This window comes from Streptomyces sp. SUK 48, assembly GCF_009650765.1.
Taxonomy (GTDB): Bacteria; Actinomycetota; Actinomycetes; order Streptomycetales; family Streptomycetaceae; genus Streptomyces.
In genome coordinates, this window is sequence record NZ_CP045740.1 from 107,414 (window position 1) to 130,544 (window position 23,131).

General features: G+C 71.2%; 15 protein-coding genes and 3 pseudogenes. 8 read left to right on the forward strand and 10 right to left on the reverse strand.

The window, feature by feature from the left end; genetic code table 11:
* Positions 1-104 precede the first annotated feature (104 nt).
* A complete protein-coding gene (locus tag GHR20_RS00450) occupies positions 105-4,385 on the reverse strand; it encodes a LamG-like jellyroll fold domain-containing protein (RefSeq protein WP_153811769.1) in 4,281 nt (1,426 codons plus the stop codon).
* 242 nt (positions 4,386-4,627) lie between these two features.
* Entirely contained in the window at positions 4,628-4,906 is a 279-nt protein-coding gene (locus GHR20_RS00455; protein WP_153811770.1) for a hypothetical protein, read from the reverse strand.
* A gap of 87 nt (positions 4,907-4,993) precedes the next feature.
* Here GHR20_RS00455 and GHR20_RS00460 point away from each other — a divergent pair.
* Positions 4,994-5,774: pseudogene (locus tag GHR20_RS00460) on the forward strand (IS5 family transposase); the annotation flags it as partial.
* Positions 5,775-5,810: 36 nt separating this feature from the next.
* On the forward strand, positions 5,811-6,170 hold the full coding sequence (locus tag GHR20_RS00465; protein ID WP_153815750.1) for a hypothetical protein: 360 nt from the start codon (positions 5,811-5,813) through the stop codon (positions 6,168-6,170).
* A 139-nt stretch (positions 6,171-6,309) separates the two neighbouring features.
* Here GHR20_RS00465 and GHR20_RS00470 read toward each other — a convergent pair whose 3' ends face one another.
* Positions 6,310-8,613: a collagenase gene (locus GHR20_RS00470; protein ID WP_153811771.1), complete on the reverse strand. Its 2,304-nt coding sequence runs from the start codon at positions 8,611-8,613 to the stop codon at positions 6,310-6,312.
* A gap of 626 nt (positions 8,614-9,239) precedes the next feature.
* Between GHR20_RS00470 and GHR20_RS00475 the strand changes: the two genes are divergently transcribed.
* A complete protein-coding gene (locus GHR20_RS00475; RefSeq protein WP_153811772.1) occupies positions 9,240-9,806 on the forward strand; it encodes a dihydrofolate reductase family protein in 567 nt (188 codons plus the stop codon).
* A 293-nt stretch (positions 9,807-10,099) separates the two neighbouring features.
* Here GHR20_RS00475 and GHR20_RS00480 read toward each other — a convergent pair whose 3' ends face one another.
* Positions 10,100-10,525, reverse strand: a complete 426-nt coding sequence (locus GHR20_RS00480; protein WP_111581447.1) for an SRPBCC family protein — start codon at positions 10,523-10,525, stop codon at positions 10,100-10,102.
* Between the two features lie 581 nt (positions 10,526-11,106).
* On the opposite strand from GHR20_RS00480, the pseudogene GHR20_RS00485 reads away from it, so the two are divergent.
* Together GHR20_RS00485 and GHR20_RS38065 are read left to right on the forward strand one after the other, a co-directional pair.
* Positions 11,107-11,939: pseudogene (locus tag GHR20_RS00485) on the forward strand (IS5 family transposase).
* A gap of 214 nt (positions 11,940-12,153) precedes the next feature.
* Entirely contained in the window at positions 12,154-12,282 is a 129-nt protein-coding gene (locus tag GHR20_RS38065) for a hypothetical protein (RefSeq protein WP_275549581.1), read from the forward strand.
* Positions 12,283-12,373: 91 nt separating this feature from the next.
* On the opposite strand, the gene GHR20_RS00495 is transcribed toward GHR20_RS38065, so the two are convergent.
* On the reverse strand, positions 12,374-13,219 hold the full coding sequence (locus GHR20_RS00495; RefSeq protein WP_153811773.1) for an SDR family NAD(P)-dependent oxidoreductase: 846 nt from the start codon (positions 13,217-13,219) through the stop codon (positions 12,374-12,376).
* A gap of 131 nt (positions 13,220-13,350) precedes the next feature.
* Here GHR20_RS00495 and GHR20_RS00500 point away from each other — a divergent pair, with 131 nt between their 5' ends.
* The 3 genes and pseudogenes from GHR20_RS00500 to GHR20_RS00510 all read left to right on the forward strand — a co-directional run bounded on the left by GHR20_RS00500 (position 13,351) and on the right by GHR20_RS00510 (position 15,605).
* The gene (locus GHR20_RS00500; protein WP_153811774.1) at positions 13,351-13,941 is read left to right on the forward strand and encodes a TetR/AcrR family transcriptional regulator; all 591 of its coding nucleotides are present in this window, start codon (positions 13,351-13,353) and stop codon (positions 13,939-13,941) included.
* Positions 13,942-13,958: 17 nt separating this feature from the next.
* Positions 13,959-14,426, forward strand: a pseudogene (locus GHR20_RS00505) (EamA family transporter); the annotation flags it as partial.
* Between the two features lie 315 nt (positions 14,427-14,741).
* Positions 14,742-15,605 carry a class I SAM-dependent methyltransferase gene (locus GHR20_RS00510; RefSeq protein WP_153811775.1) on the forward strand — a complete coding sequence of 288 codons (864 nt, stop codon included), beginning with the start codon at positions 14,742-14,744 and terminating at the stop codon, positions 15,603-15,605.
* Positions 15,606-16,159: 554 nt separating this feature from the next.
* Here the strand turns inward: GHR20_RS00510 and lanL are convergent.
* The 5 genes from lanL to GHR20_RS00535 form a co-directional block, all read right to left on the reverse strand.
* Positions 16,160-18,721: a class IV lanthionine synthetase LanL gene (gene lanL, locus GHR20_RS00515; RefSeq protein WP_153811776.1), complete on the reverse strand. Its 2,562-nt coding sequence runs from the start codon at positions 18,719-18,721 to the stop codon at positions 16,160-16,162.
* A 2-nt stretch (positions 18,722-18,723) separates the two neighbouring features.
* Positions 18,724-18,906 (reverse strand): SflA family class IV lanthipeptide, encoded by a 183-nt coding sequence (locus GHR20_RS00520; RefSeq protein ID WP_111581453.1) that lies wholly within the window; start codon positions 18,904-18,906, stop codon positions 18,724-18,726.
* A gap of 622 nt (positions 18,907-19,528) precedes the next feature.
* The gene (locus GHR20_RS00525) at positions 19,529-21,106 is read right to left on the reverse strand and encodes an NAD(P)/FAD-dependent oxidoreductase (RefSeq protein ID WP_194858758.1); all 1,578 of its coding nucleotides are present in this window, start codon (positions 21,104-21,106) and stop codon (positions 19,529-19,531) included.
* Complete coding sequence (locus GHR20_RS00530; RefSeq protein ID WP_153811777.1) at positions 21,103-21,831, reverse strand: class I SAM-dependent methyltransferase; 729 nt, start codon at positions 21,829-21,831, stop codon at positions 21,103-21,105. The genes GHR20_RS00525 and GHR20_RS00530 overlap by 4 nt, the downstream gene beginning before the upstream one ends.
* Positions 21,828-23,099, reverse strand: a complete 1,272-nt coding sequence (locus GHR20_RS00535) for a lycopene cyclase family protein (protein ID WP_153811778.1) — start codon at positions 23,097-23,099, stop codon at positions 21,828-21,830. The genes GHR20_RS00530 and GHR20_RS00535 overlap by 4 nt, the downstream gene beginning before the upstream one ends.
* Positions 23,100-23,131 lie beyond the last annotated feature (32 nt).

The window sequence follows — 23,131 nt, forward strand, 5'->3', positions numbered from 1 at the left end:
GTGGCCTGGCGCCGTTTGATCGCAGGGCCAGGACCCGTGGGCTCGGTCGTTGACGGGCCCACGGGCCGACGGGGACGTGCTGCCGGCCGCTTCCGGACGGGTGGCTACGGGCCCGGGACCGTGTCCAGGGACTCGCCGTTGCCGAGTTTGGCGATCTGGGATTCACTCGCCACGCCGGAGAACAGCCACACGTCGTCGATCACGCCCGGCCAGTACTCGCCGGCTGTGCCGTTCTCCTTGTTGCGGCCGAACTGGAGCTGCTTGGTCGCCTGGAACGGCTGGACGTTGGACCGCCACGACATGGCGTCCAGCACCTGTTCCAGGTGTCCGTTGACGTACAGGCGCGCCTCGTCGGCGAAGGAGTCGTACACGACCGCCAGATGGTCCCACTCGAAGTCCGACTGGAAACTCGAGTGCCGTACCACGGGCCGGGACGCTGCCGAGGTGTCCGTGGTGGGGAGTTCGAGCTCGTAGCCGCCCTGGTTCTGCGGGTCTGCGGGGTCGGGGGCGTACCGCACGGTGAAGGCGCTGTTGACGGCTCCTTCCGCCGACAGGACGGTGACCTTCTTCTGCGGGCGTGCCGCCGTGCTCACCCAGGCGGTCACGGTGAAGCTCTCCTTGGTGTTCACGGGAACCGTCGCGGCGGCGGCGTAGTCGTCCACACCGTCCAGGACCAGACCGCCGGCGCCGACCCAGCCGGCGCCCGGTCGCACGCTCGCCTGGGCGCCCAGGAGCGCGGGCCGCTTGCCGGTGCTGTCGTCGGGGCTGGTCGCCGGCGTGCCGGCCGTCGTGGCGTCGAACTTCCATCGCCCCTTGACCTGCGGGTGCTGCTTGAACAGGTCGCCGGCCTCGTCCTTGGAGACCACCCGGTCGTACAGGTGCACGTCGTCGATCTGCCCCGTGAAGAACGCGTCGGGCTTGCCGCCGTACGATCCGGCACCGACCTGTACCGGGCCGGTGGCGTCCCAGGGCGCTGGTGCGAACGGCACCGTGGAGACGAGCCCGCCGTCCACGAACAAACGCAATTCCTTCAGCGTGCCGTCGTAGACGCCGAGGAGGTGGTGCCAGCTGTCGCCGGGGTACACCTGGTCGGCGGCGGGCTTGCCGAGGTTCGCCATGGCCCGGGTCGGATCGACGCCCGCAGTGTCGGAGTTGTAGCGGTTGAACACCCAGCGGCGGTATGAGGCGGAGTAGTAGAGCTCGAAGCCGCTCTGCTCCTTGCCGGCCTGGGTCGCGATGATCTGCGCTCCGGTCGGCTCCGTCCTGGGCAGTCTGGCCCAGGCCGACACCGAGAAACTGCGCAGGGTGTCGAGGTGTGGCCTGGCGGTGCTCGCGTAGCCGTTGGCGGGAGAGCTGAGGTCCAGCGCGCCGCCGACATTCCCGCCGGCGCCGAACTCACCGCCTTCGCCCTTGAGGACCAGCGGGTCCACCTGGCTGGCACCCTTGGCCACCAGGGAGGTGGCCGGGTCGTCGAAGTCCCAGGCGGCCTTGGCCGGCCGGCCGGTGGTCAGGGGCTGCTGCTGGGCCAGCCGGCCGACGTCCTGCGCGTTCAGCGGACGGTCGTAGACGGCGGTCTCGTCGATCGCGCCCTGCCACGCCTCGCCGTAGGCGCCGTTGTACTTGGCGCGGCCGAACTGGAGGTTGGCGGCGGCGTGCCAGGTGTTGGTGACGGGGGCCGAGCCGGCCAGAGCGCCGTCGACGTACAGGGTGTACTTGCCGGCCCGCGCGTCACGGACGGCTGTGAGATGTGTCCAGGTGCCGACCTGCGCAGGGGTGGACGACTGGACTTGCTGGACGTTGAAGTCCGCACCCGTCGCGTCCTTGGTGGGTACGCGCAGGGCCCAGCTTCCGCTGCCCTTGAGGTAACCGAGGTAGAAGCCCGCCTGGGTGGTGCCGTCTACGCTGACCGCGGTGGCAGTGGCGGAGTCCGAGTCCAGACGTACCCAGGTGGAGACGGTGAAGTCGCCGTCGGTGTCCAGCTGATGCGGGCCGGCGACCGCGGAACCGTCCGTGGCAGCGCCGCCGTTCAGGGTGAGGGCGGTGCCGTGGACACCCGGTTCACCGAGTGCCGCGGTCCCGTCGAGGAGGACAGGCCGGGAGCCGCCACTGCCCGTGTCCTGCGTCGAACCGGCCGAGGCGTCCAGAGTCCACGCGGCGCGTTCGGGCTGGCCGGTCGCCACACGGAACTGGTAGCTCGCGATCGTGCTGTCGTTGTTGTTGGCGTCCCATGCCTGCACGTAGAGGTTGTTGAGTCCCGGACGGGTGGGCATCACATCGATGGTGACGGGCCCGCCCGGGGTCGCGGGTTTGCGCTCGTTGGCCGCGGTCGGGTCCGCGTTCAGGCCGAACCAGTACTTGGTCACGTCCGAGGCGGTCGAGTCGAGGGTGAAGCGGCCGTACCGGCCGACCCCGTCCAGCCACGGGTCGAGAGGGTCGTCGGTACGGGACGCGGGGTACTGCGAGGAGATCACGGACGGCGCCGCCGGATGCTTGGAGTCGTAGGCCAGGTAGCAAGCCGTCTGGGTGTCACCGGCGTAGCTCCAGGGACCCCACAGCTTGCCGTCCGAGGCACGTACGCTCCACGCTGCCGTGACGTTCTGCGGGATGTTCGACGGGAGGGTGATCGTGTACGCCTGTCCGGATGCCTTGGGACCGATGCGGCCCGAGTTCCAGTGTTCCTTCCAGCCGTCGCCCGCGTTCCACTCGACCTTGAACTCCGCGTAGACCTGGTCCTTGTCGGGGTCCGACAGGACGGCCGTCGCCTTGGGGATGACGTTGACCGCCTTGGGCGCCAGCGTGCAGGTGCCGCCGGGGCTCATGGTCAGCTGCGACTGCTTGGGCTGGCTCGGCGGGTTGTTGAACTCGACCCGCAGAAAGCCGTTGCCCGAGAACCGCTTCCATTGGCTCTCGGCGCTCTCGTTCGTTGCCTTCAGCCCGAAGGTGAGAGAAGTCTGCTTGTTCGCGACGGCCCACACCACCGCGTCCTTGGCGTTGAACTCGAGGTCGCCGTCAGGGCAGGAGGCCGTCGCGCCCTTGGCCGCGAGCACGGTCGGCATCTGGTCGATCCAGTAGCCCGTGGCCTTCTGGTCGTTCCAGGTGGTCGTGGAGGTGAGCGGCTTGGTCCGCCAGAACTCCACCGGCTGCTTCACGCAGTTGTAGGCGAACGTCTCGCGGACGACGAACTCGGCGCTGGTGATGCTCTTCCCCGCGAAGCTCGTGACGGGCAGCTTGTAGAAGAGACGTTTGGCGTCGTTGGTCGCGCACTTGAGGCCGGTGAAGTTCGGCGGGCAGAAGCCCAGTCCCGCGTCGTCGGCACCGTCGAACTTGTAGAAGTCGGAGTCGGGGTAGGCCCGGGAGACCATCGCGTAGGAGGACGCACGCGGCGAGGACCACGACGGGTCGATGAAGACGGGGTAGTGAGTGTCCTCACCGGAGAGCAACTCCGCGTCCGGGGTGAGGTGCAGGGAGTCGCCGGTCACGGAGACACGCACATCGGCTCGTGCCGAACCGTCGCCGGGGCCGTCGTACAGCTCGGAGGACGGTGCGTTGCCCGGGCCGGAGTCCCCGGCCGGCACCGCGGACGCGGCGGTACTCATGGACCGGGCGGACTTGGCGGCGGCCGTCGTCGGCCCGTTCGCTTCGGTCGTGCTCGCGGCCCTACCGTCACCGGGTTCACGGGAGTCCCACATCACGGGCTGCGCCGCCTCGAAGGCCACGCCCCCCGCCTGGGTGTCGACCGCCTCGATCCCCCCGGAGTCCGTGGATCGGACGGTCAGCCCTGTGCCCGTCATGGGCAGTTTCAGCTCCGCGAGCGTCGGGTTGGCCGCGGCCTTGGCGCTCTTGACGACCAGGACCTGGGAGAAGCCGTCGGGCTCGGCGGTCATCCGCAGGTCCACGTCCGGGAAGACGTCCGGATAGGTCACCGACGGTCCGGCGAGCACCGGCGACGGCAGCGCCCCGGGCCAGGACAGCGACAGCTCCCGGCCCGCCTTGTTCATCCTGACCAGCGGCTCCCGGTTGCCGCCCGCCGAGAAAACCACGTCGAGGGCGGAGGCGATGGGCGCGATCCCCGCACCGTCCAGACGCCGCAGGCTGGTGTCGATGTCGACCCACTTGCCCGCCCGGCGGGTGCGCACCGGTTCCATGTGCGTGATCTCGGTGAGGGCGCCGCTCGGGTTGGCGAACACCTCGCGGTTCGCGCCGCGTTCGGAGACGACTTCGACTTGCTTCCCGTCCCGCCGGGCCTGTTCCTGTGCCTCGCGGACGCCGGGGGAAAGCGTGTCCGGTGCGGGATCGTCGGCGATGGGGGACTGCGTTGTCGCCGGATCCGAGGTCTGCGCGAACGCGGCGGGTAGGGACGACCCTGGTAGCTGCCCCGTGAGCAAGGCCCCGACCAGTAGGGAGATCGCACCGACGGCGATTCTCCCCCGATATCTTTCAGCCACGCCAGACCTCTCATGAAATTTTCATAATGTGAAGAGCACTATCTGGTCGGCTGGTCAAACGTGTCAATGAGCTCTATCCGGACTACCGCATCCCGCAGCCCGATATGCCGTGTGTGACAGTAGATGTGACGCACCATCGTGATGTGTGGGCCGGGTCGGTCAGCCCTGTGGCCGCTGCACAGTCACCCCGGGTTTGGCTCGGCCCCGACCGGCGCGCCGGGAGCCTTCTCCGCCAGGCCGTACTTGCGCAGATCGGACAGCGCGCCCATGTGCGAGGCGGTGCAGGCCTGCTTCCGCTTCGACGGGGTCAGCTTGCCGCTGCGCCGGTAACTCAGGTGCGGGGCTGAGATCTGCTGGACCTGTTCGACCGTCGCGACCTTCAGCACTCCGAGCACGCGCAGCACGTCACCGCGCAGGTTGTTCGACGACCCCGCAGGGTTCTCCTCACGCTTGCCCGCCAACAGCTGCGCTCCTTCCCCGTCGTCTGGCGCGCGCGGCCAGCGCCAGCGCTTCCGCCGCGTCGTGCGCGCAGCCTTCGTTGATCGGATGTGTCTGTCCGATTAGTGATCACTGATGCGATGTGGGACCGGATCGAGCCGCTGATGCCGGCCGATCCGGTTCGCGGACGGCGGTGGGCCGACCACCGCCGCACGCTCGAGGCCATCGCGTGGAAGTACCGCACCAACTCGCCCTGGCGGGACCTGCCCGACGAACTCGGCTCGTTCCAGACCGCCCACAAACGGCTGATCAGATGGGCCGTCGACGGAACGTGGGAGAAGATTCTGCCGCCGTGCTCGCGGCAGCGGACGCCGTCGATGACATCGGCTGGAGCGTGTCGGTCGACTCCACTGTCGTCCGAGCCCACCAGCACGCCGCCGGAGAACTCAAAAGGGGGCTGAAGGCCGAAGTGAGCTGGCCGACCACGCGCTTGGACGCTCCCGCGGCGGGCTGAGCACCAAGATCCATCTGGCCGCAGACGGCCAAGCGCGGCCCCTGGTTCTGGTTGTCACAGCGGGCCAGGCCGGTGATGCGCCCGCCTTCGAGACGGTCATGGCTCGCATCCGGGTGCCGAGAACAGGCCCTGGCCGGCCTCGCACCCGCCCCGTCATGGTCCTGGCCGACCGTGCCTACTCATCCCGCGCGATCCGCGGCCACCTGCGCCGTCGACAGATCCGCGCGGTCATCCCACAGCCGTCGGATCAGATCGGCCACCGTCTGCGTCGCGGGCGCCACGGCGGACGCCCGCCCGGCTTCGACGCGGACGCCTACAAGCAGCGCAACACCGTCGAGCGGTGCATCAACCGCTTCAAGCAGTGGCGCGGCCTGGCCACGAGGAGGCCGAATCGGCCCCGGCACACTCGCCCGATGAGCCACAGCACACCGTTGGGCAACTGGGACGGACCCTGGTACCGCGTCCACACAGAGCAGTTCGAGGCCGCGTTCCTGCCGGATGCCGGCGAGGACTTGGAGTCCGTGGACAGCGTCGACGTCTTCGTGGACCTCAACGACGGTTCCCGGTGGAGCGCGACGATCATCACCGTCGCCCAGGTCGAGATCCTCATGAAGCGCTGGACCGCCGGCGGCGAAGCCTTCGCAAGCCGGTACTTCTGGTGCTCGGACAGGCTCATCGTCCGTGACGCCGGCATCAGCAACATGACCCATGTTCTCACCGGGCTGATCGAGAACGGCGAGTTCACACAGATCCTTCAGCGCCTTGAGGACTGACAGCCTTTCGGCTTGCCCCTTTCATTCTGAAATGGTCAGTTAGGCAGCGACGGGATGAGCGGCCGGTGCACCGCCGGGGCCGCGGCACGTCGACCGGAGTCGACGTGCCGCGGCCCCGGGTCAGTCGGTGAACGGAGGCTCAGTACGAGGTGGTGAGCGTGACGCCGTTGAAGTCGGTCACCGCGTAGAGGCTGATGTACCGGTATCCCGCCTCGGTGTTGGTGACGGTGATGTTCTCGGTAGTGCCGGAGCCGGTGGACTTCTTCGTGTAGGCGGACGGGCCGGCCCATGTCGTCGGGTCGTAGTAGAGGTCGACGTTGCCGCTGCCGCCGCTGGTGGTGACCTTCAGGGTGGTGGTGCCGACCGGCAGGTAGATCCAGAAGTAGTCGGTGTCACCCGCCACCCTGGACTGGCCGGAGCGGTAGCAGTTACGGTCCATGGCCTGGGTGTTGGAGTCGGCGCATGCCGTGACCGAGCCGCCGCCGTTGCCGCTCCCGCCGGTCAGGGTGTCGAGCCACGCGTCGAAGTCGGCGTCGTAGCCGGTGCCGATGCTGTTGTAGACGGCGTAGGCGCCCTGGTAGTCCCCGGTCCGCATCTTGGCCAGCATCGCCTGGATCCGGTCCGGGTGCTTCTCTGTCATGTATCGGACGGCTAGGTAGCCCCACGGGTAGGTGCGCGTCTCGTCGTCGATCGCGTAGGTGTTCTGGAACAGCTGGCTCAGCTTGTACGTGTGCTTGGCCGCCTCGGTGATCGCGCCGTCGTCGGTGACGTTGCGGTAAGTGTAGGAGACGTACTCTGCCTGGCCCTCTATCCACCAGACGTCCGGCACCGTGACCTGGGTGCCGAAGTCGCCCTTCATGTCGTAGACGGACTGAAGGATGTGGGCGAACTCGTGGTTGAGGTTCCACGCGTTGGCCGTGAAGCCGTTGTCGACCGGCCACTGGTAAAGGATGGAGTAGGCGATGTTGTCGGGGTCGGTGGGTGTGCCGGTGAGCGTCTCGCCGCCGTTGTCGGTGTCGTTGCCGAAGATCGCCCACGAGTACGTCGCGTAGTCGGTTTTGCTCCCGAAGATGACCATCTTCAGGTCGAAGTACTCACCGGGGATCGGCACGGCGGTCTTGACCTGGTTCTGGTAGAACGTCGTCTCGTGCGTGAGGCTCGTGCAGACGTCGGTCTGCTCCGTCGCTGTGAGCGCCTGAGCCATGATGGTGAAGTTGCCACAGGGGTAACTGATCGGCAGCGCGGCCGCGGTGAGCTGCTTCGTCAGGTCACAGACCCCGTAGTAGGAGCACTGGCCAGGATCTCCGATGCCGGCCCTGTACGCGACGTGCACCCACAGGTTGTCCGTGGCACCGGTGATGGACGAGCCGTCCAGCAGACCCTTGATGAGCGGGCGGATCTTGCTGTGCAGGGCCGGGATCTGGATGAAGTTGGCGAGGTCGTTCCCCGCGTTGGAGTCGAGGACGTCGTTGTCCCCGCCGAGCAGGTCGCGGTGGTCGAGGGTGAAGTCGTAGAGGGTGTCGGCGATGCCGGGGGCGGCGGTGATCGCGGTGACGAAGTCCGGGAGCCCCGGGCCGCGCCACAGCGGCGTGTAGATCGCGTTCAGCGCCCGGTCCATTTCCGGGACGGCGTCCCAGGCGCCGCTGTCGTAGGCGTTGAGATACCGGGAGTAGACGTCCAGGTAGTCGGCCTGCACCTGCGCGCTGTCGGTGAGGACGAACGCCTGCTCCAGCACGCCTCCGTTGCCCGCGCTGACGTCGTTCGCGTGGTCGCCGGCGAACAGCGCGTCGAACCCCTTCTCGACGGCGGTGCGCAGCGAGGAGTCGTAGGTGCCGACGTCCTGGGGGTCGCCGTACTGCACGTAATAGCCGGCCCGCATGAAGTACATCAGCTCGTACAGACCGCCGGAGTCGTCACCGGTGTAGGAGCCGGCCGCGCTCGCGACGCCGTTCGCCACCGCGAGCATCTGCGACTGGTTGAAAACGGCGTGCGCGTCCGTACCGGTCAGGTTGAACAGCGGATTGATACAGGAGCTCCAGTTCACCGTCTTGATGTACGACACCAGGTCGCCGCCGGACCGGTCCGCGAAGTCCGCTGTGGTGCACGTGACACCGGCCGCATTGAGCGTCGTGTGACCTGGCAGATGTGGCTTCGGCGGCGTCGCCGAACCCAGGGCGGCCGGCTGCCCGCGCAGCTTCGCGGGCAGCGGCTTCGCCTGCGTGGCCGTGGCCTGGGACCGACCGGTCTCCGGTCCGGTCGGCGTCGCCTTTCCGTGCTGCCTGGCCGCCTGCACGGCCACGGAGGGCGCCGAGGCGGCCGGTGACGGGACCGGCCCCGTGGCACCGGGGGCCGCGGTGGCCTGGGCGGTCATGAGCCCCGCGACAAGCCCTCCTGCCGCCAGCCCGGCGGCCATGATTCTGGGCAGGAGTGATCGAGAACGCATCTGGTCTCCAGTGGGGGGAGCGAGGGGAGGCCGCCCGAGGGGGCGGGCAGCGATATGTAACATTGCACTGACGTGAAGTCATGGGCAATGCTCAGGGACCCAGCACTGTCTCCGGCCGACCCATAACACCGGTGTGACACGGCGCGCGGGAGCACGGTCGCACCAATTGCCCCCGCCGGGCAGGAGTGAGATGTCCACGAGGAGGACTCAGCCGGCCGAGACGATGCACCGGCACACCGGCGGCGAGCCTTTCCGGATCGTCGTGGACAGCCCGGTCACGGAACCCTGAGCGCTCGGGCGGCCGCACCGGGCGGGGTCCGGGCATCCCAGCTTCGGCGCGCTCCAGCGCCGCTCCGTGCCGTGCGGCGGATGCGTCGGGGACTACGTCCAGGGCGCCGGGATTCCGCGTCGAACGCCAAGGCCCTGGATGTGCCCGGCAGTTTCACACATCCATGGCACCTCTTCGCGAGGACAAGGTCGAGATCGGACGCGCGCCCGTGGCGGTCGAGTGCACCACGCTGAGCTCCGGGCACGGAGACTGCCGGCGAGCCCGGATCGCGCATCGATGAGTTTCCCGAGTCACTCTGGTCTGTACGCCGGACACCCACGAGACGGGAGGCTGGGCCGTGCGGAAACTGATCTACGGCATGAACCTGACGCTGGACGGCTACATCGCCGCGGCCGACGACGACATCGGCTGGAGCGGACCGCCGAGCCACGAGCTCTTCCAGTGGTGGCTCGACCACGAACAGGCGAGTGGCCTGTCCCTGTACGGGCGCAAGCTCTGGGAAACGATGAGCTCCTACTGGCCGACCGGCGACCAGCACCCCGACGCCACTCCTGCCGAGATCGAGTTCGCCCGCAACTGGCGGGACACTCCGAAGGTGGTGTTCTCCTCGACGATCAGGAAGGCCGACTGGAACACCCGCCTGGTCACCGGCGACGCGATCGCCGAGATCACCCGGCTCAAGGCCGAGGACGGCGGGCCGATGAACATCGGCGGCGCAACCCTCGCGGGGGCGGCCATGCGCGCCGGGCTGATCGACGAATACGTGATCGCCGTCCATCCGGTGCTGGTGGGCGCCGGCACGCCGTTCTTCACCGCGCTGGACAGCTGGGTGAACCTGAACCTGGTGGAGACGCGGACCTTCCCCGACGGCGTGGTCCTGACGAGATACGAAACGAGGCACTGAGCAGCGTCCCGCTGTCTCACGGCCCGGACGGGCGCTCCCCCTCACCGTCGTGGCATCCCAGGCCGGGATCATCCGACCGGGGGGGCGTGTGTGGTGGCCAATCGGGCTGGCCAAGGCCCTCATCCGTTGGCCCTACGCCTGCCGGTCTGGAGGTGTGTCTCCACGGGGCGGTCGTGGTGTGCGCGGCGGGCCGGGGTGTCGGTACGAGGCCGTTCGCACGGCTGCGTTCGGGCCTCCGGCCGGCCGCGTCGGTGGTGTCCCGTTCGTGCGGCGGCCGGACGCGCCCGGCTGGGTCAGGAGGAGGTGGTTGCCTCAGCAAGCTTCTGGAATTCGCCGAGATCGTAGTTGGCGAGCGTCGAATCGAGATTGGTCAGGGCGCCGAGATGTTCGATGAATCCCTTCGGGTCGTACTCGATCTGCAGGGTGACACGGCTTGTCGTGTCGCTCAGGCGGTGGAAGGTGACCACTCCGGCGTGATCGACACCTTCGACGGTGCGCCAGGCGATGCGGTCTTCGGGGATCACCTCGGTGAGCTCCGCGACGAATGCCTTGTCAGCTCCGGGCAGTTCCAGCTTCCAGGCGAAGCGCTGCCCGTCCAGCTTGTCCACCCTGGCCACATGGCTCAGGAACTTCGGCCACCGGGTCACATCGCTCCACAGCGCCCAGGCGACGGAAACAGGAGCCTGGAGATCAACGGTTTCCACCAGCGACGCAGACATTTGACATCTCCTCAGGTCAACGGACGATGCAGCACGCTTACCCCTGCGGGGGCTGCTCATACGGCCTTCACACTAGGCGCGCATCGTGCGGGTGGCGCCCGGCGTAGAGACGCAGTGCGGCCGTGGTGCTGCGGGCGGCTGTCTTCCAGTCGGCGAGGATGTCGTGGGCGGTGGGGTCCAGGACGCGCAGCAGTCCGGGCCGTACCCGCTGGGTCGGTGCGGGCCGTACCCGGTCTGGGTCTGGCCAGGTCGAACAGGTGGAGGGCGCTCGGCGGGGTCGGGCCTCGGGTCTCGGGCCACGGCGGAGCACGGCGGTGGAGAGGTTCAGGTACGGCCGCGCTCCAGGCGGACGAGTGGTCGACACTGGCCCCGGTCGGCTGGGCGACCTCATCACGGCGCAGTCCTGGCACCCGGCGCCGGCCGGCATGCGCGGGCAGCCTGGCCTCGTCGGGTCGGATCCGCGTCCGGCGGGAGGGAAGGAGGTCGCGCGGGTCCAGATTGGTTCCGCGCTCCGCTGACGTACTCATTTCTCCGGGCTAGGCAGTGTCTTCAAATGATCACTGCTGAGGGATCATGGTGTGGTGATACGTCGTCATGAACTGTCTGATGCCGAGTGGGAGTTCGTCCGGCCGTTGTTGCCCGAGTCGTTGCGGGGGCGGAAGCGGCTGGACGACCGCAGGGTCCTGAACGGGATCGTGTGGAAGTTCCGGACCGGAACGGCCTGGCGGGATGTGCCCGAGCGCTATGGTCCGTGGGCCACGCTGCACACACGGTTTCGCAGGTGGGCGGCGGACGGGACGTTCGACCGGATGCTGCAGGCCGCACAGGCGAAGGCGGACGCGGCGGGAGACATCGAGTGGCTGGTGTCGGTCGATTCCACCATCGTCCGCGCTCACCAGCATGCGGCCGGAGCCCGAAAAGGGGGCTCCGCGACCCAGCCCTCGGCCGGTCCAGAGGCGGCCTGACCAGCAAGATCCACCTGGCCTGCGACGGCAGAGGCCGCCCGCTCGCCTTCGTCCTCACGGGCGGCAACACCAACGACTGCACCCGGTTCATCACCGTGATGGAAGCGATCCGGGTGCCCCGCCCGGGACCGGGGCGACCCCGCGTCCGGCCTGATCATGTCCTGGGCGACAAGGGCTACAGCTCAAGAGCCATCCGCAGCTGGCTCCGCCGCCACGGCATCCCGCACACGATCCCCGAGCGGGCCGACCAGGTCGGCAACCGGGCCCGGCGCGGCAGCCGCGGAGGCCGCCCGCCGGCCTTCGACCGCGAGGTCTACAAGCACCGCAACGTCGTGGAGCGGTGCTTCAACCGCCTCAAGCAGTGGCGAGGCATCGCCACCCGCTACGACAAGACCGCCCAGTCCTATCAAGCGGCCGTCACCCTCGCATCACTCCTGATGTGGGCGTGACATTTGACGACAGAACCTAGGACGGCATGCGGGACTCCGGGCCACGGCGGAGGGGGCCTGTGAGACCCCGACGGGCCCGGGCGCCCGTACCGGCACGGGCGGGGGCCGGAGCGGTGCTCCGCTGGAGTACGGATACGACACGTCTTTCCGGAAGGACTCCCCCACGGCCAAGTCCCTGATCGTCATCACCGGCGCCGGCTCCGGCAGCGGCGCCGTGACGGCGCGCCTGTTCTCCGCGCGGGGTCCTCCGCTGCTGCTCTTCGCCCGTCGGCGAGAGAGGCTGGAGGGCCCCCACGTCACGGTCCGGGAGATCGTGCTGGCCGTCACCGGGCAGGTGGCCTGACCGGTGCGGGCCGCCGGGCTCGGGCGTGCTCCCCCGCCCCGGCGGCAGCCGCGCCCACGGCGGCCGGGTCCGGTCCGGGTTCCGGAGTGCTTCAGCGGACCCAGGTGTCGGTCAGGGAACGGACGGCGGAACCGTCGAGGTCGGCGAGGGTGGTGGCGACGAAGTCGCGGGCCCACTGCGAGGTCTGGATCCGGAACGGCGGGCGGTCGGCGCTCAGGGCGTCGATGATCGGGGCGGCGGCCTCGTCCGGGCTCTGGGCGTTGCCGAAGGACTGCTGGGTGCGGGCGATGTACGCCTGGAGGGCCTGGGCGTAGGGCCCGCTCTCGGCGAGCATCGCGGGAACGTCGAGGCCGAGGTTGGCGACGAACTCGCTGGCGACGGCGCCGGGTTCGATCACGGTGACGTCGACGCCGACGGTGGCGGCGACCGGGGAGAGGGACTGCATGAAGCCCTCGACGGCGAACTTGGCCGCGCAGTAAGCCTCGTTGAATGGCTGGCCCACCGCGCCGCCGACACTGCTGACCGTGATCACCCGGCCCCGCGTGGCCCGCAGGTGCGGCAGGACGGCCCGGGTCATCGCCACCACGCCGAAGAAGTTGACCTCCATCGCGGCACGGACATCGTCCAGGCTGCTCTGTTCGATGGTGCCGACCTGGGCGGCTCCGGCGTTGTTGATCAGAGCGTCCAGACCGCCGTACTCGGCGACGACCTCGTGCAGGCAGGCGGCGATGCTCTCCGGGTCGGTCACGTCCAGGCGCTTGACCTGGATGCGGTCGGCCACGTCCGCCTCGGCAGCGGCCTCGCGCAGGGCGTTGGCCTTCCTGGTGTCGCGCATGGTCGCGATGGTCGTCCAGCCGGCCCGAGCCGCGCCGACGGCGGCGGCCAGGCCGATACCGGAGGATGTGCCGGTGATCAGGACGGTCTTCGGGGAGGTCATACGGGTCTTCCTCAGCTGGGGAGCGTGACGGGCCGCGCCCGTAACCGGGGAGTTCCCCGGTTCGCCTCGAACGGTAAGCGGGGAACTCCCCGGTTGTCCAGTTAGACTGGTCCCGGACGAAGGGAGCACACGTGACCGCCCAGCCCAACGTGCTGCGCGCCGATGCCCGGCGCAACCGGGAGCGCATCCTCGAAGCAGCAGTCCGCTCCTTCTCCGAGAGGGGCGCGGACGTCGCGATCGACACGATCGCCAAGGCGGCGGGCGTCGGCTCGGCCACGCTCTACCGCCACTTCCCCACTCGTGAGGCACTGGTCGAGGCGGCCTACCGCAACGAGCTGGCCCGGGTCTGCGACAGCGCCGCCGACCTGCTGGCCGGCCACCCGCCGGACCGGGCGCTGCGGCTGTGGATGGACAGGTTCATCGACTACCTGGCCGCCAAGCACGGCATGGCGGACGCCCTGCGGGCCGCAGTCGCCACCGGCGCCGACCCCTTCGCCGAGACCCTCGACAGGCTCGGCACCGCCATCAGCACCCTGCTGCACGCGGGCGCCGATGCCGGTCTCCTGCGCTCCGACATCGACCCCCTCGACGTCGGCTTCAGCCTTTCCGGCCTCGCACTGGTGACGAGCGCTCCCGGCCACCGCGAACGCGCCGGCCGCCTCCTCGACCTGCTCCTCGACGGCCTCCGCCACACGGCGCCCCGACCCACGCCGACCCCGTGACCCGCAGGATCTGCGCGACATCCTCCGGCTACATCCTGACCAAGCGGTGGAGCGCCGGCATCGACGTGCTCGCCTCGACCGCCTGGCAGCTCACCGCCGGAGGGCTGTTCCTGCTACCGGTCGCCGCAGCCGTGGAGGGACCTCCGCCCGCACTCTCCACGCCGGCGCTCCTCGCGTTCGGCTACGTCACCTTCGTCGCCACCGCGCTGGCCTTCGCCGCCTGGTTCACCGGGCTACGGCACCTGCCCGCGGGGACCGTGGGTCTGGTCGGACTGCTCAACCCCGTCACGGGCGTACTGCTCGGCACGGCAGTGGCCGGAGAGGTGTTGACGGCCCAGCAGTCGTGCGGGCTGGCACTCGTCCTGGTCGGAGTCGTCCTGGGACGGCCCACACGCGCGGGACGACGCGATGGCAGCCGGACCCCTCACCGGCCTGCACCCGACGAGCGCCTCGCCCGCGAGCCCTCCGCCTGCGATCCGCTGTGAGGACCAGGAGCATGGGAGCAGGGAGCGGCGCCGATGCCCTACGGGGGCGAGTGAGTAGACGGGGGGCTGTGACGGCCCCGGCCCCACGCTTTCGCCCGGCTTCCACACGGGAGAGAAAAGGGCCCGGCGAGACGATGGGAGATCGCATACGCGCCCCCCGTCTACCGCCGGGGACGCCAACACGCCTTCAGAATATGGGTGGTTGTCTCTCGGAGAGGCAGATTGCTCGAATGCGTCGCGAATCCGTCGGCCACGGTGCCGGTGGGTGCCGAGTCCCCCGGAGGTCGATGCCAGGACAGCCCATAGGCTGGCGCGGTGACTGATGAGCAGGAGCATGAGCGGGTGCGGCCGTCGGGAGTGTGGGCCACGGCGGTGGGGGTGGCCAGGGTGCGGGCGCTGGAGACCGAGCGGGAGAACGCGCTGTTCCGCGACCCGCTGGCACAGGCGTTCGCCACGGCCGGTGGTCTGGGTCCGGGTGCCCTCTCGTCGCCGCCGCCCGGGGACGAGGCCGCGCGACGCCGTCGGCTGGGCGTGGCGTTCTCCATCGTCATCAGGACGAAGTTCCTCGACGATCTGCTGCGGCATGCCGTCGCGTCCGCGATCCGGCAGGTCGTGCTGCTCGGCGCCGGGATGGACAGCCGGGCCTTCCGGATGAACTGGCCCGCGGGCACCCGGCTGTTCGAGGTCGACACCGCCGAACCGCTGGACTTCAAGGCTTCGGTGCTGCGCCAGGAGCGGGCCGTCGCGCGCTGCGAGCGGATCACCGTCCCGGTGGATCTGCGGGCGGACTGGCCGGGCGCGCTGACCGGCGCGGGGCACGACCCGGCGGTGCCGACCGTGTGGATCGCTGAGGGGCTGCTGATCTATCTGCCCGAGGACGCGGTGGAGTTGCTGCCGGCCCGGATCAGCGCGCGGTCGGCGGCGGGCAGCCGGATGGGGCTGACCTTGGGCTCGCGCGGCGTGATCGAGCGCTTCGGCCCGGACGCCACGCCGGGATCGGCGGCGTCCATGTGGGTCTCGGAGATGCCCGACGATCCGGTGGGCTGGCTGGCCGGGCACGGTTGGGAGGCCGACAGCCACACCCTGCGCGAGCGCGCCGCCGCCTACGGCCGCCCCATCAGCACCCCGCCGCAGCGCGAGGAGCGCCCGGGTGGACTGATCTCGGCGGTCCGCCGGTAGATCCGATGGGCAGCGCCTTCGTGACGAGGACGGCCGAGAGCCGTTATTTCCCGACGAGTTCGCGCACCGCCCCCAAATGACCGCTGTGACAGGCGGCTTCAGTGAGCACACAGGTGAGGAGTGCCGCCGTGGAGTCGAGGAGGGCGTGATCGTCGGCGAGGCCCCCCGTCCGGCGGTCCACGGCGCCGAACTCGCCCACGCGAGAGCGGGCCCCAGGGGCGCGACGCGTCGTGGGGTTCGGCCGCGGATTCCGGACCGGCGACCAGCCGTGGCTCCGCCGGCCTGGTGCGCGCCGCTCGGCGCGGCCGACCGGGCCGAGCTGTCAGGGGTGGGGGCGCTCCGTCCGCCGCGAGGGCGAGCGTCCCGGCGGCCGGTGGACGAGGCGGGGAACAGGCCCCGCGCGTGCTGCCGGGACCTCCGCAGTTCGTACCCCGCCAGCATCCGGTCGCGCCGCGGTCGGGGCAACATCGAGATACTTCAGTGGATCGAGGGGCGTACACGCGCGTCACGCCGTACGCGGAAGCCGTACCGTCTGCGCGGGGCGACCGCGACGGTCAGGTGACTCGGCCGAGCCGTGGGCCGCCCCGGTCGCGCAGGCGTCTGAAGAAGGCCAGGACGCCCGCGGAGCCGCCGGCCCAGGTGGCGCTCGGCCCGGCGAGCCCGGTGTCCGGGAACACGGGCCGGAGCCAAGTGCCGCCGCTGCGGCTCAGGATGAGCAGGGCGGTGGTCTCGGCCGCGTCCCAGAACTCCTCGGACCCGGACGCCTCCGCGACATCCACCATCAGCTCACCCACTCCGGCCAGCCCGCAGCACTGCGTGACCAGCGGCATCCGGGGTGCCAGTGCGGCGCAGGCGCGTGCGGCCCGCCGGGCCGGGCCGAGGTAACCGGGTTCATCGAGGCGTTCGGCGGCCCGGACGAGTACGGTCCCGATGCCGGCCAGGCCCCGGCACCACGAGCCGTAGCGGCGTGTCGCTCCTGGCCCGGTGGCCGCCGCGATGATGACCGGTGTCACGGCGGCCAGGTGCGCGGCGGCCCGCTCGGAGCGGCTGATCGCGTCCTTGCCCCCGGTCACGCCGCCGTATTCGAGGAGGAAGCAGGCGACGCCCGCCTCGCCGTGGGCGATGCCCTCGTGGAGCGCGGCGCGGCCGGCGGTGTCCGGGCCGGCCGGGGTCAGCCGGGCGGTGCCCGAGGCCAGCATCCGCTCGCAGTCGGCGGCGACGGCGAGGTGCCGGTGTGCGGCCTGCGGGCGACCGGCCCGGTGGGCGTGGCGGGCCAGCAGCAGCCGGCCGAGTCCGGTCCCGGCGGCGCCCGCGATCAGGTCCGCCTCCGGCGGTCCGCCGTCCGGTGCGCGGTCCGGCAGCGCGGGGTGCCCGGGCCGCGCTTCTTCGTACGTCCCCGCCACTTCTGCTGTCAACTGGGCTTGGGCGAGGAAGAGTTCGACGCCCGTGCGCCCCGTGTAGAAGGCGGGTGGGAGGTTCCTGGACTGTTCCGCGGTCCATCGCGCCAGCGCGGTGACGGCCGGACGCACGCGGGGCCGGTGCAGGTGGTGGAGGAGTTCCAGGCCCAGGCCCGAGCTGCCGCCGTAGACGTCGATCGAGGTGGGGACGTTCAGTCGGGCGGCTCGTTCCGGGTCCGCGATCGCGTGCGCTTCATCGACGCAGAACGCGGTCGTGTGCTCGATGATCTCGTCCAGCAGGTCGTTGTCGATCCGGGGCGGCGGGGGCCGGCGCGTGGCCCCGGCCGTCTCCGCAGTGCCCGTGCGCAGGCGGTCGGCGGTGGCGGTCCGTACGGCAGGGTCGAGGCTCAGGAGACCGGAGATCGACGACCGGATCTCCCGGTGGGCGCGTCCGGGCAGGACCCATGCCAGGCAGGCCAGCGTCCGGTCCCGGTTGACCGCGTGGTCGCTGTCGACGATCACCGGGTCCATGCCGGTGGCGGCGAAGAAGAGGGTCGCGCCGAGGGCGTAGTGGTCGTCGGCCGGGGTGGCCGGGCCGGTCGTCCGCAGGACCGGCGCGCTGTAACCGGGGGTCGCGCCGCCCGGGCCGGTGCCGTCCCGCTCGCTGATCCCGAAGTCGATCAGGTGGCAGTGGCCGGGGCCGGCGGCGTCGAGCACGACGTTGTCGGGCTTGAGATCGCGCACCACCACGTTCCGGCCGTGGATCGCGTCCAGGACGCGCAGAAGCCGGGAGGCAAGGGCGGACAGGCTGCGCTCCGGCCGGGTGCCGTCGTCACGGTACGGGCCGTCGCGCAGCACCTCCCGGCGCAGGTTCCGGTCGCCGCAGGTGGTCATCACCAGGTACTCGTCCGACTGGTGGGCGAAGTAGTCCAGTGCGCGGGGCACGCCCGCGACGCCGTCGAGGGCGGTGAGGACCGCGTGTTCGTTGCGCAGCCGGTGGCGGGCGTCCGTGCCGGATTCGTCCTCGCCCACGAAGGCCCTCGCCTGTTTCACCACCACCGGCTGCCCGAGAGCGTGGTCGACCGCGCGGTAGACGTTGCCCTGGGGCGCGCGCGTGATGCCTGCGGTGACGGTGTAGCGTCCGCCGCCGAAGTGGGGCGCGGACGGCTCGTCGCCGGGTGCGGAGCCGCTCGCGAAGGGGTCGTCGGCCCAGGGCGGGCACCGGTAGCGGCCGACGGCCAGGCCGTCGAACATCCGGCCGTCCGGACCGGTCATGACGGATTCGAGCCGCCCGCTCCGGCCGGTCCGGTAGTCGCCGGTGAAGGGGCCGTAGCGGTAGTAGACGGGTGCCCGCGGATCGACCCGCCGGTCGCTGACGACGCGCGGGCCCTCCCGGTCGCGCAGTACGGCGGCGAGTTCCCGGGCGACGTGGACCACCGTGTCGGCCGGGCAGTAGACGGTGATGGCCTTGCCGACGGCTCCGGCGCTCACCACCCCGGAGTTGAGGCGGCGCAGGGTCTCGGGATCGCGGGCGAACTTCGCGTGGCAGACGTGCCGGGACAGCACCGGCAGAACGAGCGCGGTCACGGTGCCGAGGTCGCCGGGACGCGCCGAGACATGCAGTTTCCAGCCGTGTTCCATCGCCGGCATCCGTGGATCGTTCAGGTACGCCCACGTCTCGTCGGACCAGCCGTCGCGGCCGGCGATGGAGACGGCCACCGCTACGAGTTCAGGTCACAGGAGAAGCGGGTGGTGGCGGTCACCCAGGGGTCGGAGAGGCAGGCCGTGGGCTCGCGGTCGCCACGGTCGTCGTCCTCGAACACGATCGCCTCGTCGTCGATCTCCAGCGGACCCGCGTCGCGGAATCCGTCGGCTTGAAGAAGATCCGGCACGGCTACGGGCATGTGACGCCTCCATGGTGTGTCGTGCGCTGAGGGACAGGCAACGGCCGGGACGGGACGCTGGACCCGCCGGGCCGGGACTCGCCGCACAAAGGTATGGAGGGGCAGACGCGCTGACAAGAGGTCAGATCACCCGGTGGGGCCGGATGGTCCGCCGTCGGCGGGACGGACGCGGGGATACGGAAGGGGAACGATGGACTCCCCCTTCGCCAAGCACGCGCGCCCGGGTCGTGGTCCCGGCACGCGTGTCATGTCACGGGCCCGGAGAGCCGCCGGCCCGCTCCGCCGTCGTGGGAGCGGGGACGACGCGGTCGCCGTCCCCGCCAAGTACCGGACTGGACACGTCTCGTTCGGTCCGGAGGTTCAGGCGTGGAACGCGTGCGTCCGGCGGGCGTGGCGCTTCTTGCGGAACCTCCGGTGGGTCGCGGTGCGGGCGCCGGGGTCGCGCCCGGCGTTCTTTGTTCTGGGCCACGCCGGCCATCGGGTGCCGGGGGCGCCATGGCCGTTCCCCGGCCATGGCGCCCCCGGCAGTGGGCCGCTCCCCTGGTCGGCCATGGCGAGCCACGTCCGGCCGTGGCTCGCCGAACCGCTGCGCCGCACGGCCTCCCGGGCCGGAAGGTTTTCTTCAGGCCCGCCGTCCACGGGCGGCGGGCGCCGGCGCCCATGCGGCCAGTGCTCGGAGGAGCGCGTTCCGCCCTCGGTCGGGCACCGTCCACAGTGTCTGGCCCCGCACGCCCCACTGTTCCAGCAGGGCGTTGGCCGCCAGGAAGCCGCTCGTGGCCGCCCGTTCCATGAGGGCCACGGGCAGCCCGGTGCGGACCAGGTCACCGGCCACGACCACGCGCGGGTGCGGAGTGCGGACGGTGGGCCGGTCGCGGTAGCCGCCCACCGGGAAGAGGGGGCAGTCCTCGTGCCACTCGTGACGGGCGTCGAGAACGATAGCCGGGCCGGTCTCGGGATAGACGCGGTGCAGTTGGGCGAGGAGGCGCTTGTGTTCGACGTCCCGGACGGCCCCGGGCGGTACGGCGTAGGCGTGCAGTTCGACGACGGAACCCCCGGTACGCCCACTCCAGCGGGCCGCCTCCTCCTCGTAGCGTTCCAGCACGCTGATGTTGTCGAGCGTGCCGAAACCGCTGGTGCCGAGGAACGCGGGCCGGTCGGGTGCGACGGGCCGGTCCAGCCACAGCCGGCTGACCAGGAAGGGCGGGGCGGTGCGCAGTCGTCCGATCCGCTCGCGCCAGGGCGCGTCCCCCAGTTGGCCGCACCCCTCGACCAGCGAGCGCAGCCCCGTGCTGTCCAGGGCGAGGACGACGCCGTCGAAGCGGCGCTCGTCCCCGTCGCAGGCGACCACGAGACCGCCGTCCGCGACGGGCGCGATGTGCTGGACGGACGTACCGGTGCGGACCTCGGCGCGGTGCCGGGTCAGGTAGGCGGCGAGCGGCTCCCACAGGGCGGCCGGGAAGGAGGCCCGGGGCACGTCGAACAGCAGCCCTTCGGCGGAACCCAGGAAGTAGATGTGGAACATGAGCGCCATCTCGGCCGCCGACAGTTCCCGTGGATCGGCGAAGAAACTTCGGGAGAACACCTCGAAGGCGAGGTGCCGGGCGCTGTCCGGGAAGCGCACCGCGTCCAGGAAGTCATGGGCGCTGGTGTCGTCCAGCCGGTCGTACACCTCGGGCACGCGTACGTCGAGCAGGGGCAGGGCCGCCAGCGGGTTCATGGCGCGCAGGTCCGTCGGCCGGAAGGAGGGGCTGAGCGCCACGAAGCCCATCGCGCTGAGCGGCGGGGTGCGCGGGACGTGCCGGAAGCTGTCGCGCAGTCCGTCGGCGTGCAGCAGCGGGTAGTCCGCGAGGGCGGTGAGCCGCTTCAGCGCGGGATCCGTCCGGCGCAGCAGCCCGCGCAGGTTGTAGTACTGGCGGAAGAAGGCGTGGAAGCCGCGGCTCATGGTCGCCGGGGAGCCGTCGTACAGCCGGGTCGGCCAGCCGCCGACCCGCCCGCCGAGGTAGGACCGCCTCTCGTACACGGTGACCGCCACCCCGCGCTCGGCGAGCACGGTGGCGGCGGCCAGGCCGGCGATGCCCGCGCCGACCACCGCCACCGACGGCGGCTCTTCCCGGACCCGGGGGGCGCCGGGCGGGGCCGGCAGAATCCGGGCCCGCCGGTCGCGGCCCCGGCGCGCGACGCCCTGGCGCGGGGCCCTCATCCTCGCGCCCCGTGGCCGTGCGGCCGCCGCGCGACGAAGGTGTGGGCGATGCCCGTCTGCCAGCCCGTCAGCGGCAGCGTGCGCACCTGGTCGAACCCGGCCGTGCCGAGCCGGTGCGCGAAGCGCTCGGCGGTGTCGAACTCCACGACGCTGCGCCACAGATGGCGGTAGAGCCGCCCGTCCCCCAGCACGGTGGCCGCGGGCTGTACGACACCCCGGCACACCAGCGTCCACACCGCGCGGTCGACGCGCCGCCCGCTGAGCGTGTACTCGTGCGCGCAGAGCCGGCCACCGGGGCGCAACAGGCCGCGCACGGCGGCGAGTACGGCGTCGGGATCGGTGACGTTGCGCAGGACGTAGGCGGCGAACACCGCGTCGAAGGGGCCGCTCACCCCGGCCTCGGCCAGGCGTTCGGCGGGTGCGTGGACGAAGGTCACCCCGTCCGCCCACGGTTTGGCCGCGGCCCGCCCGAGCATGCCGGCCGAGGCGTCGACGGCCGTGATGTCGGCGGCGGGGAGGACGGAGCGCAGCGCCGCGGTGGACGCCCCGGTGCCGCAGCCGAGGTCGAGCAGGCGCAGCCCCTGCCCCTGTCCGGGCAGACCGAGCCGGCGCGCCGAGCGGCGCAGGTGGGCGTGGTAGCCGGGGTTGGCGGCCACGAGGGTGTCGTAGCTGCGGGAGGCGTGGTCGAAGGCGGCGGCGAGGCGTTCGTCGCGCAGCAGCGTCATGGGTTCTCCGTCGGGGGAAGGTGCGGGGGGTGGGGGTCCGGCGGGGTGGCGGGAGGGGGCGGCGGGCGCGGTGGTGCGGGCAGGTCGAAGGAGCGGCGGGGCAGGTGGGGCAGTTCCAGGGCGGAGCGCAGCATCGGCCCCACGGGGGCGTGCAGGCCGATGGCCAGATCCTCGTGCAGGCGGGTGTCTCCGTCGAGGAAGCGCAGCAGGCGTGCCATGGGCACGCGGGCGAACAGGCGGCTGAACAGTTCCGGGCCGTCGGCCCGGCCGCTGTCCAAGGCGCGCAGCAGGACGGCGTCCATGGCCCGGGACCGCGCCGAGTGGGCGGCGGGGGGCAGCGGCCAGTGTCCGCGGCGCAGTGCGTCGGCGACGGCCCTGGTCTGGCGTTGGAGTCCGGCGAAGGTGTAGCCGGTGGCGGGCCGGGTCGCGCCGCCGGCGGCACCGATGCGGAAGACGCGGGCCCCGGTCTGCCGGGGTACCGGCGCGTCGGTCATCGGGATGAGGCCGGTCTCGGTGGCCAGGACGAGCCGTTCGCCGAGCCGCAGGACCTCGTCGGCATAGTGTCCTACGGCAGCCTCGTACCGGTCGGGAGTGAGGGAACGCCTGGAGAACTCGGTGTACTCCACCAGCGCCTCGCACGGGCCGGTCGGCAGGACGTAGCCGAAGGACAGGCCGTGCTCCGGTTGCGGGGTGCGGAAGTCCATCAGTTCCACGGCGGACGGATCGAACACGGGCCGGGCGGTGCGCACGAACCAGCCGTGGAAGTGCTGGAGCAGGGTGGTGCGGGCGGCCGGCAGGCTGCCCGGGGGGCGGGAGTCGAACACGAAGCGGGCGCTCAGCACATGCTCGCGTCCGCCGGGGTCCCTCAGGTGGACGTGTGCTCCGCCGCGTACGTCCTCCACCGTCTCGACGGTCGCTTCGAGCCGCCGCACGTTGGGGCTGCGGTCCAGGTCCCGGTGGACGAGGCGCTCGAAGTCGTCGGACCGGATCATGCGGTACCGCAGCGGGGCGATGTCCTCCTCGACCGGGGCGCCGGTGCGCGGGCGCACTCTGAGCCGCTGCCACTCGGCCCGCACCGCGGCGTCGAACCGCCCGGGCCCGGCCGTCCAGTAGCACCAGGTCCGCGGTGGTGGCCGCAACGGGCCGGGCGGCGCGTCCACCAGGACGACGGACGGTGTGCGCAGGCCGGGAACGCCTCCGGCGAGCCGGTGGGCCAGCGACAGCCCGGCGGCGCCCGCTCCCACGACGGCCACGTCGGTGTCCGGCACGGTGTCTCCCTTCCTCGGATTCCTGCCTTCCG

What these genes read in the sequence shown, in the direction of transcription:
- GHR20_RS00465 (WP_153815750.1), top strand. Translation starts at nt 5,811, where the DNA reads ATGAGCCACAGCACACCGTTGGGCAACTGGGACGGACCCTGGTACCGC.
- GHR20_RS00470 (WP_153811771.1), bottom strand. Translation starts at nt 8,613, where the DNA reads ATGCGTTCTCGATCACTCCTGCCCAGAATCATGGCCGCCGGGCTGGCG.
- GHR20_RS00480 (WP_111581447.1), bottom strand. Translation starts at nt 10,525, where the DNA reads ATGTCTGCGTCGCTGGTGGAAACCGTTGATCTCCAGGCTCCTGTTTCC.
- GHR20_RS00495 (WP_153811773.1), bottom strand. Translation starts at nt 13,219, where the DNA reads ATGACCTCCCCGAAGACCGTCCTGATCACCGGCACATCCTCCGGTATC.
- GHR20_RS00520 (WP_111581453.1), bottom strand. Translation starts at nt 18,906, where the DNA reads ATGCCCGTAGCCGTGCCGGATCTTCTTCAAGCCGACGGATTCCGCGAC.
- GHR20_RS00525 (WP_194858758.1), bottom strand. Translation starts at nt 21,106, where the DNA reads ATGAGGGCCCCGCGCCAGGGCGTCGCGCGCCGGGGCCGCGACCGGCGG.
- GHR20_RS00530 (WP_153811777.1), bottom strand. Translation starts at nt 21,831, where the DNA reads ATGACGCTGCTGCGCGACGAACGCCTCGCCGCCGCCTTCGACCACGCC.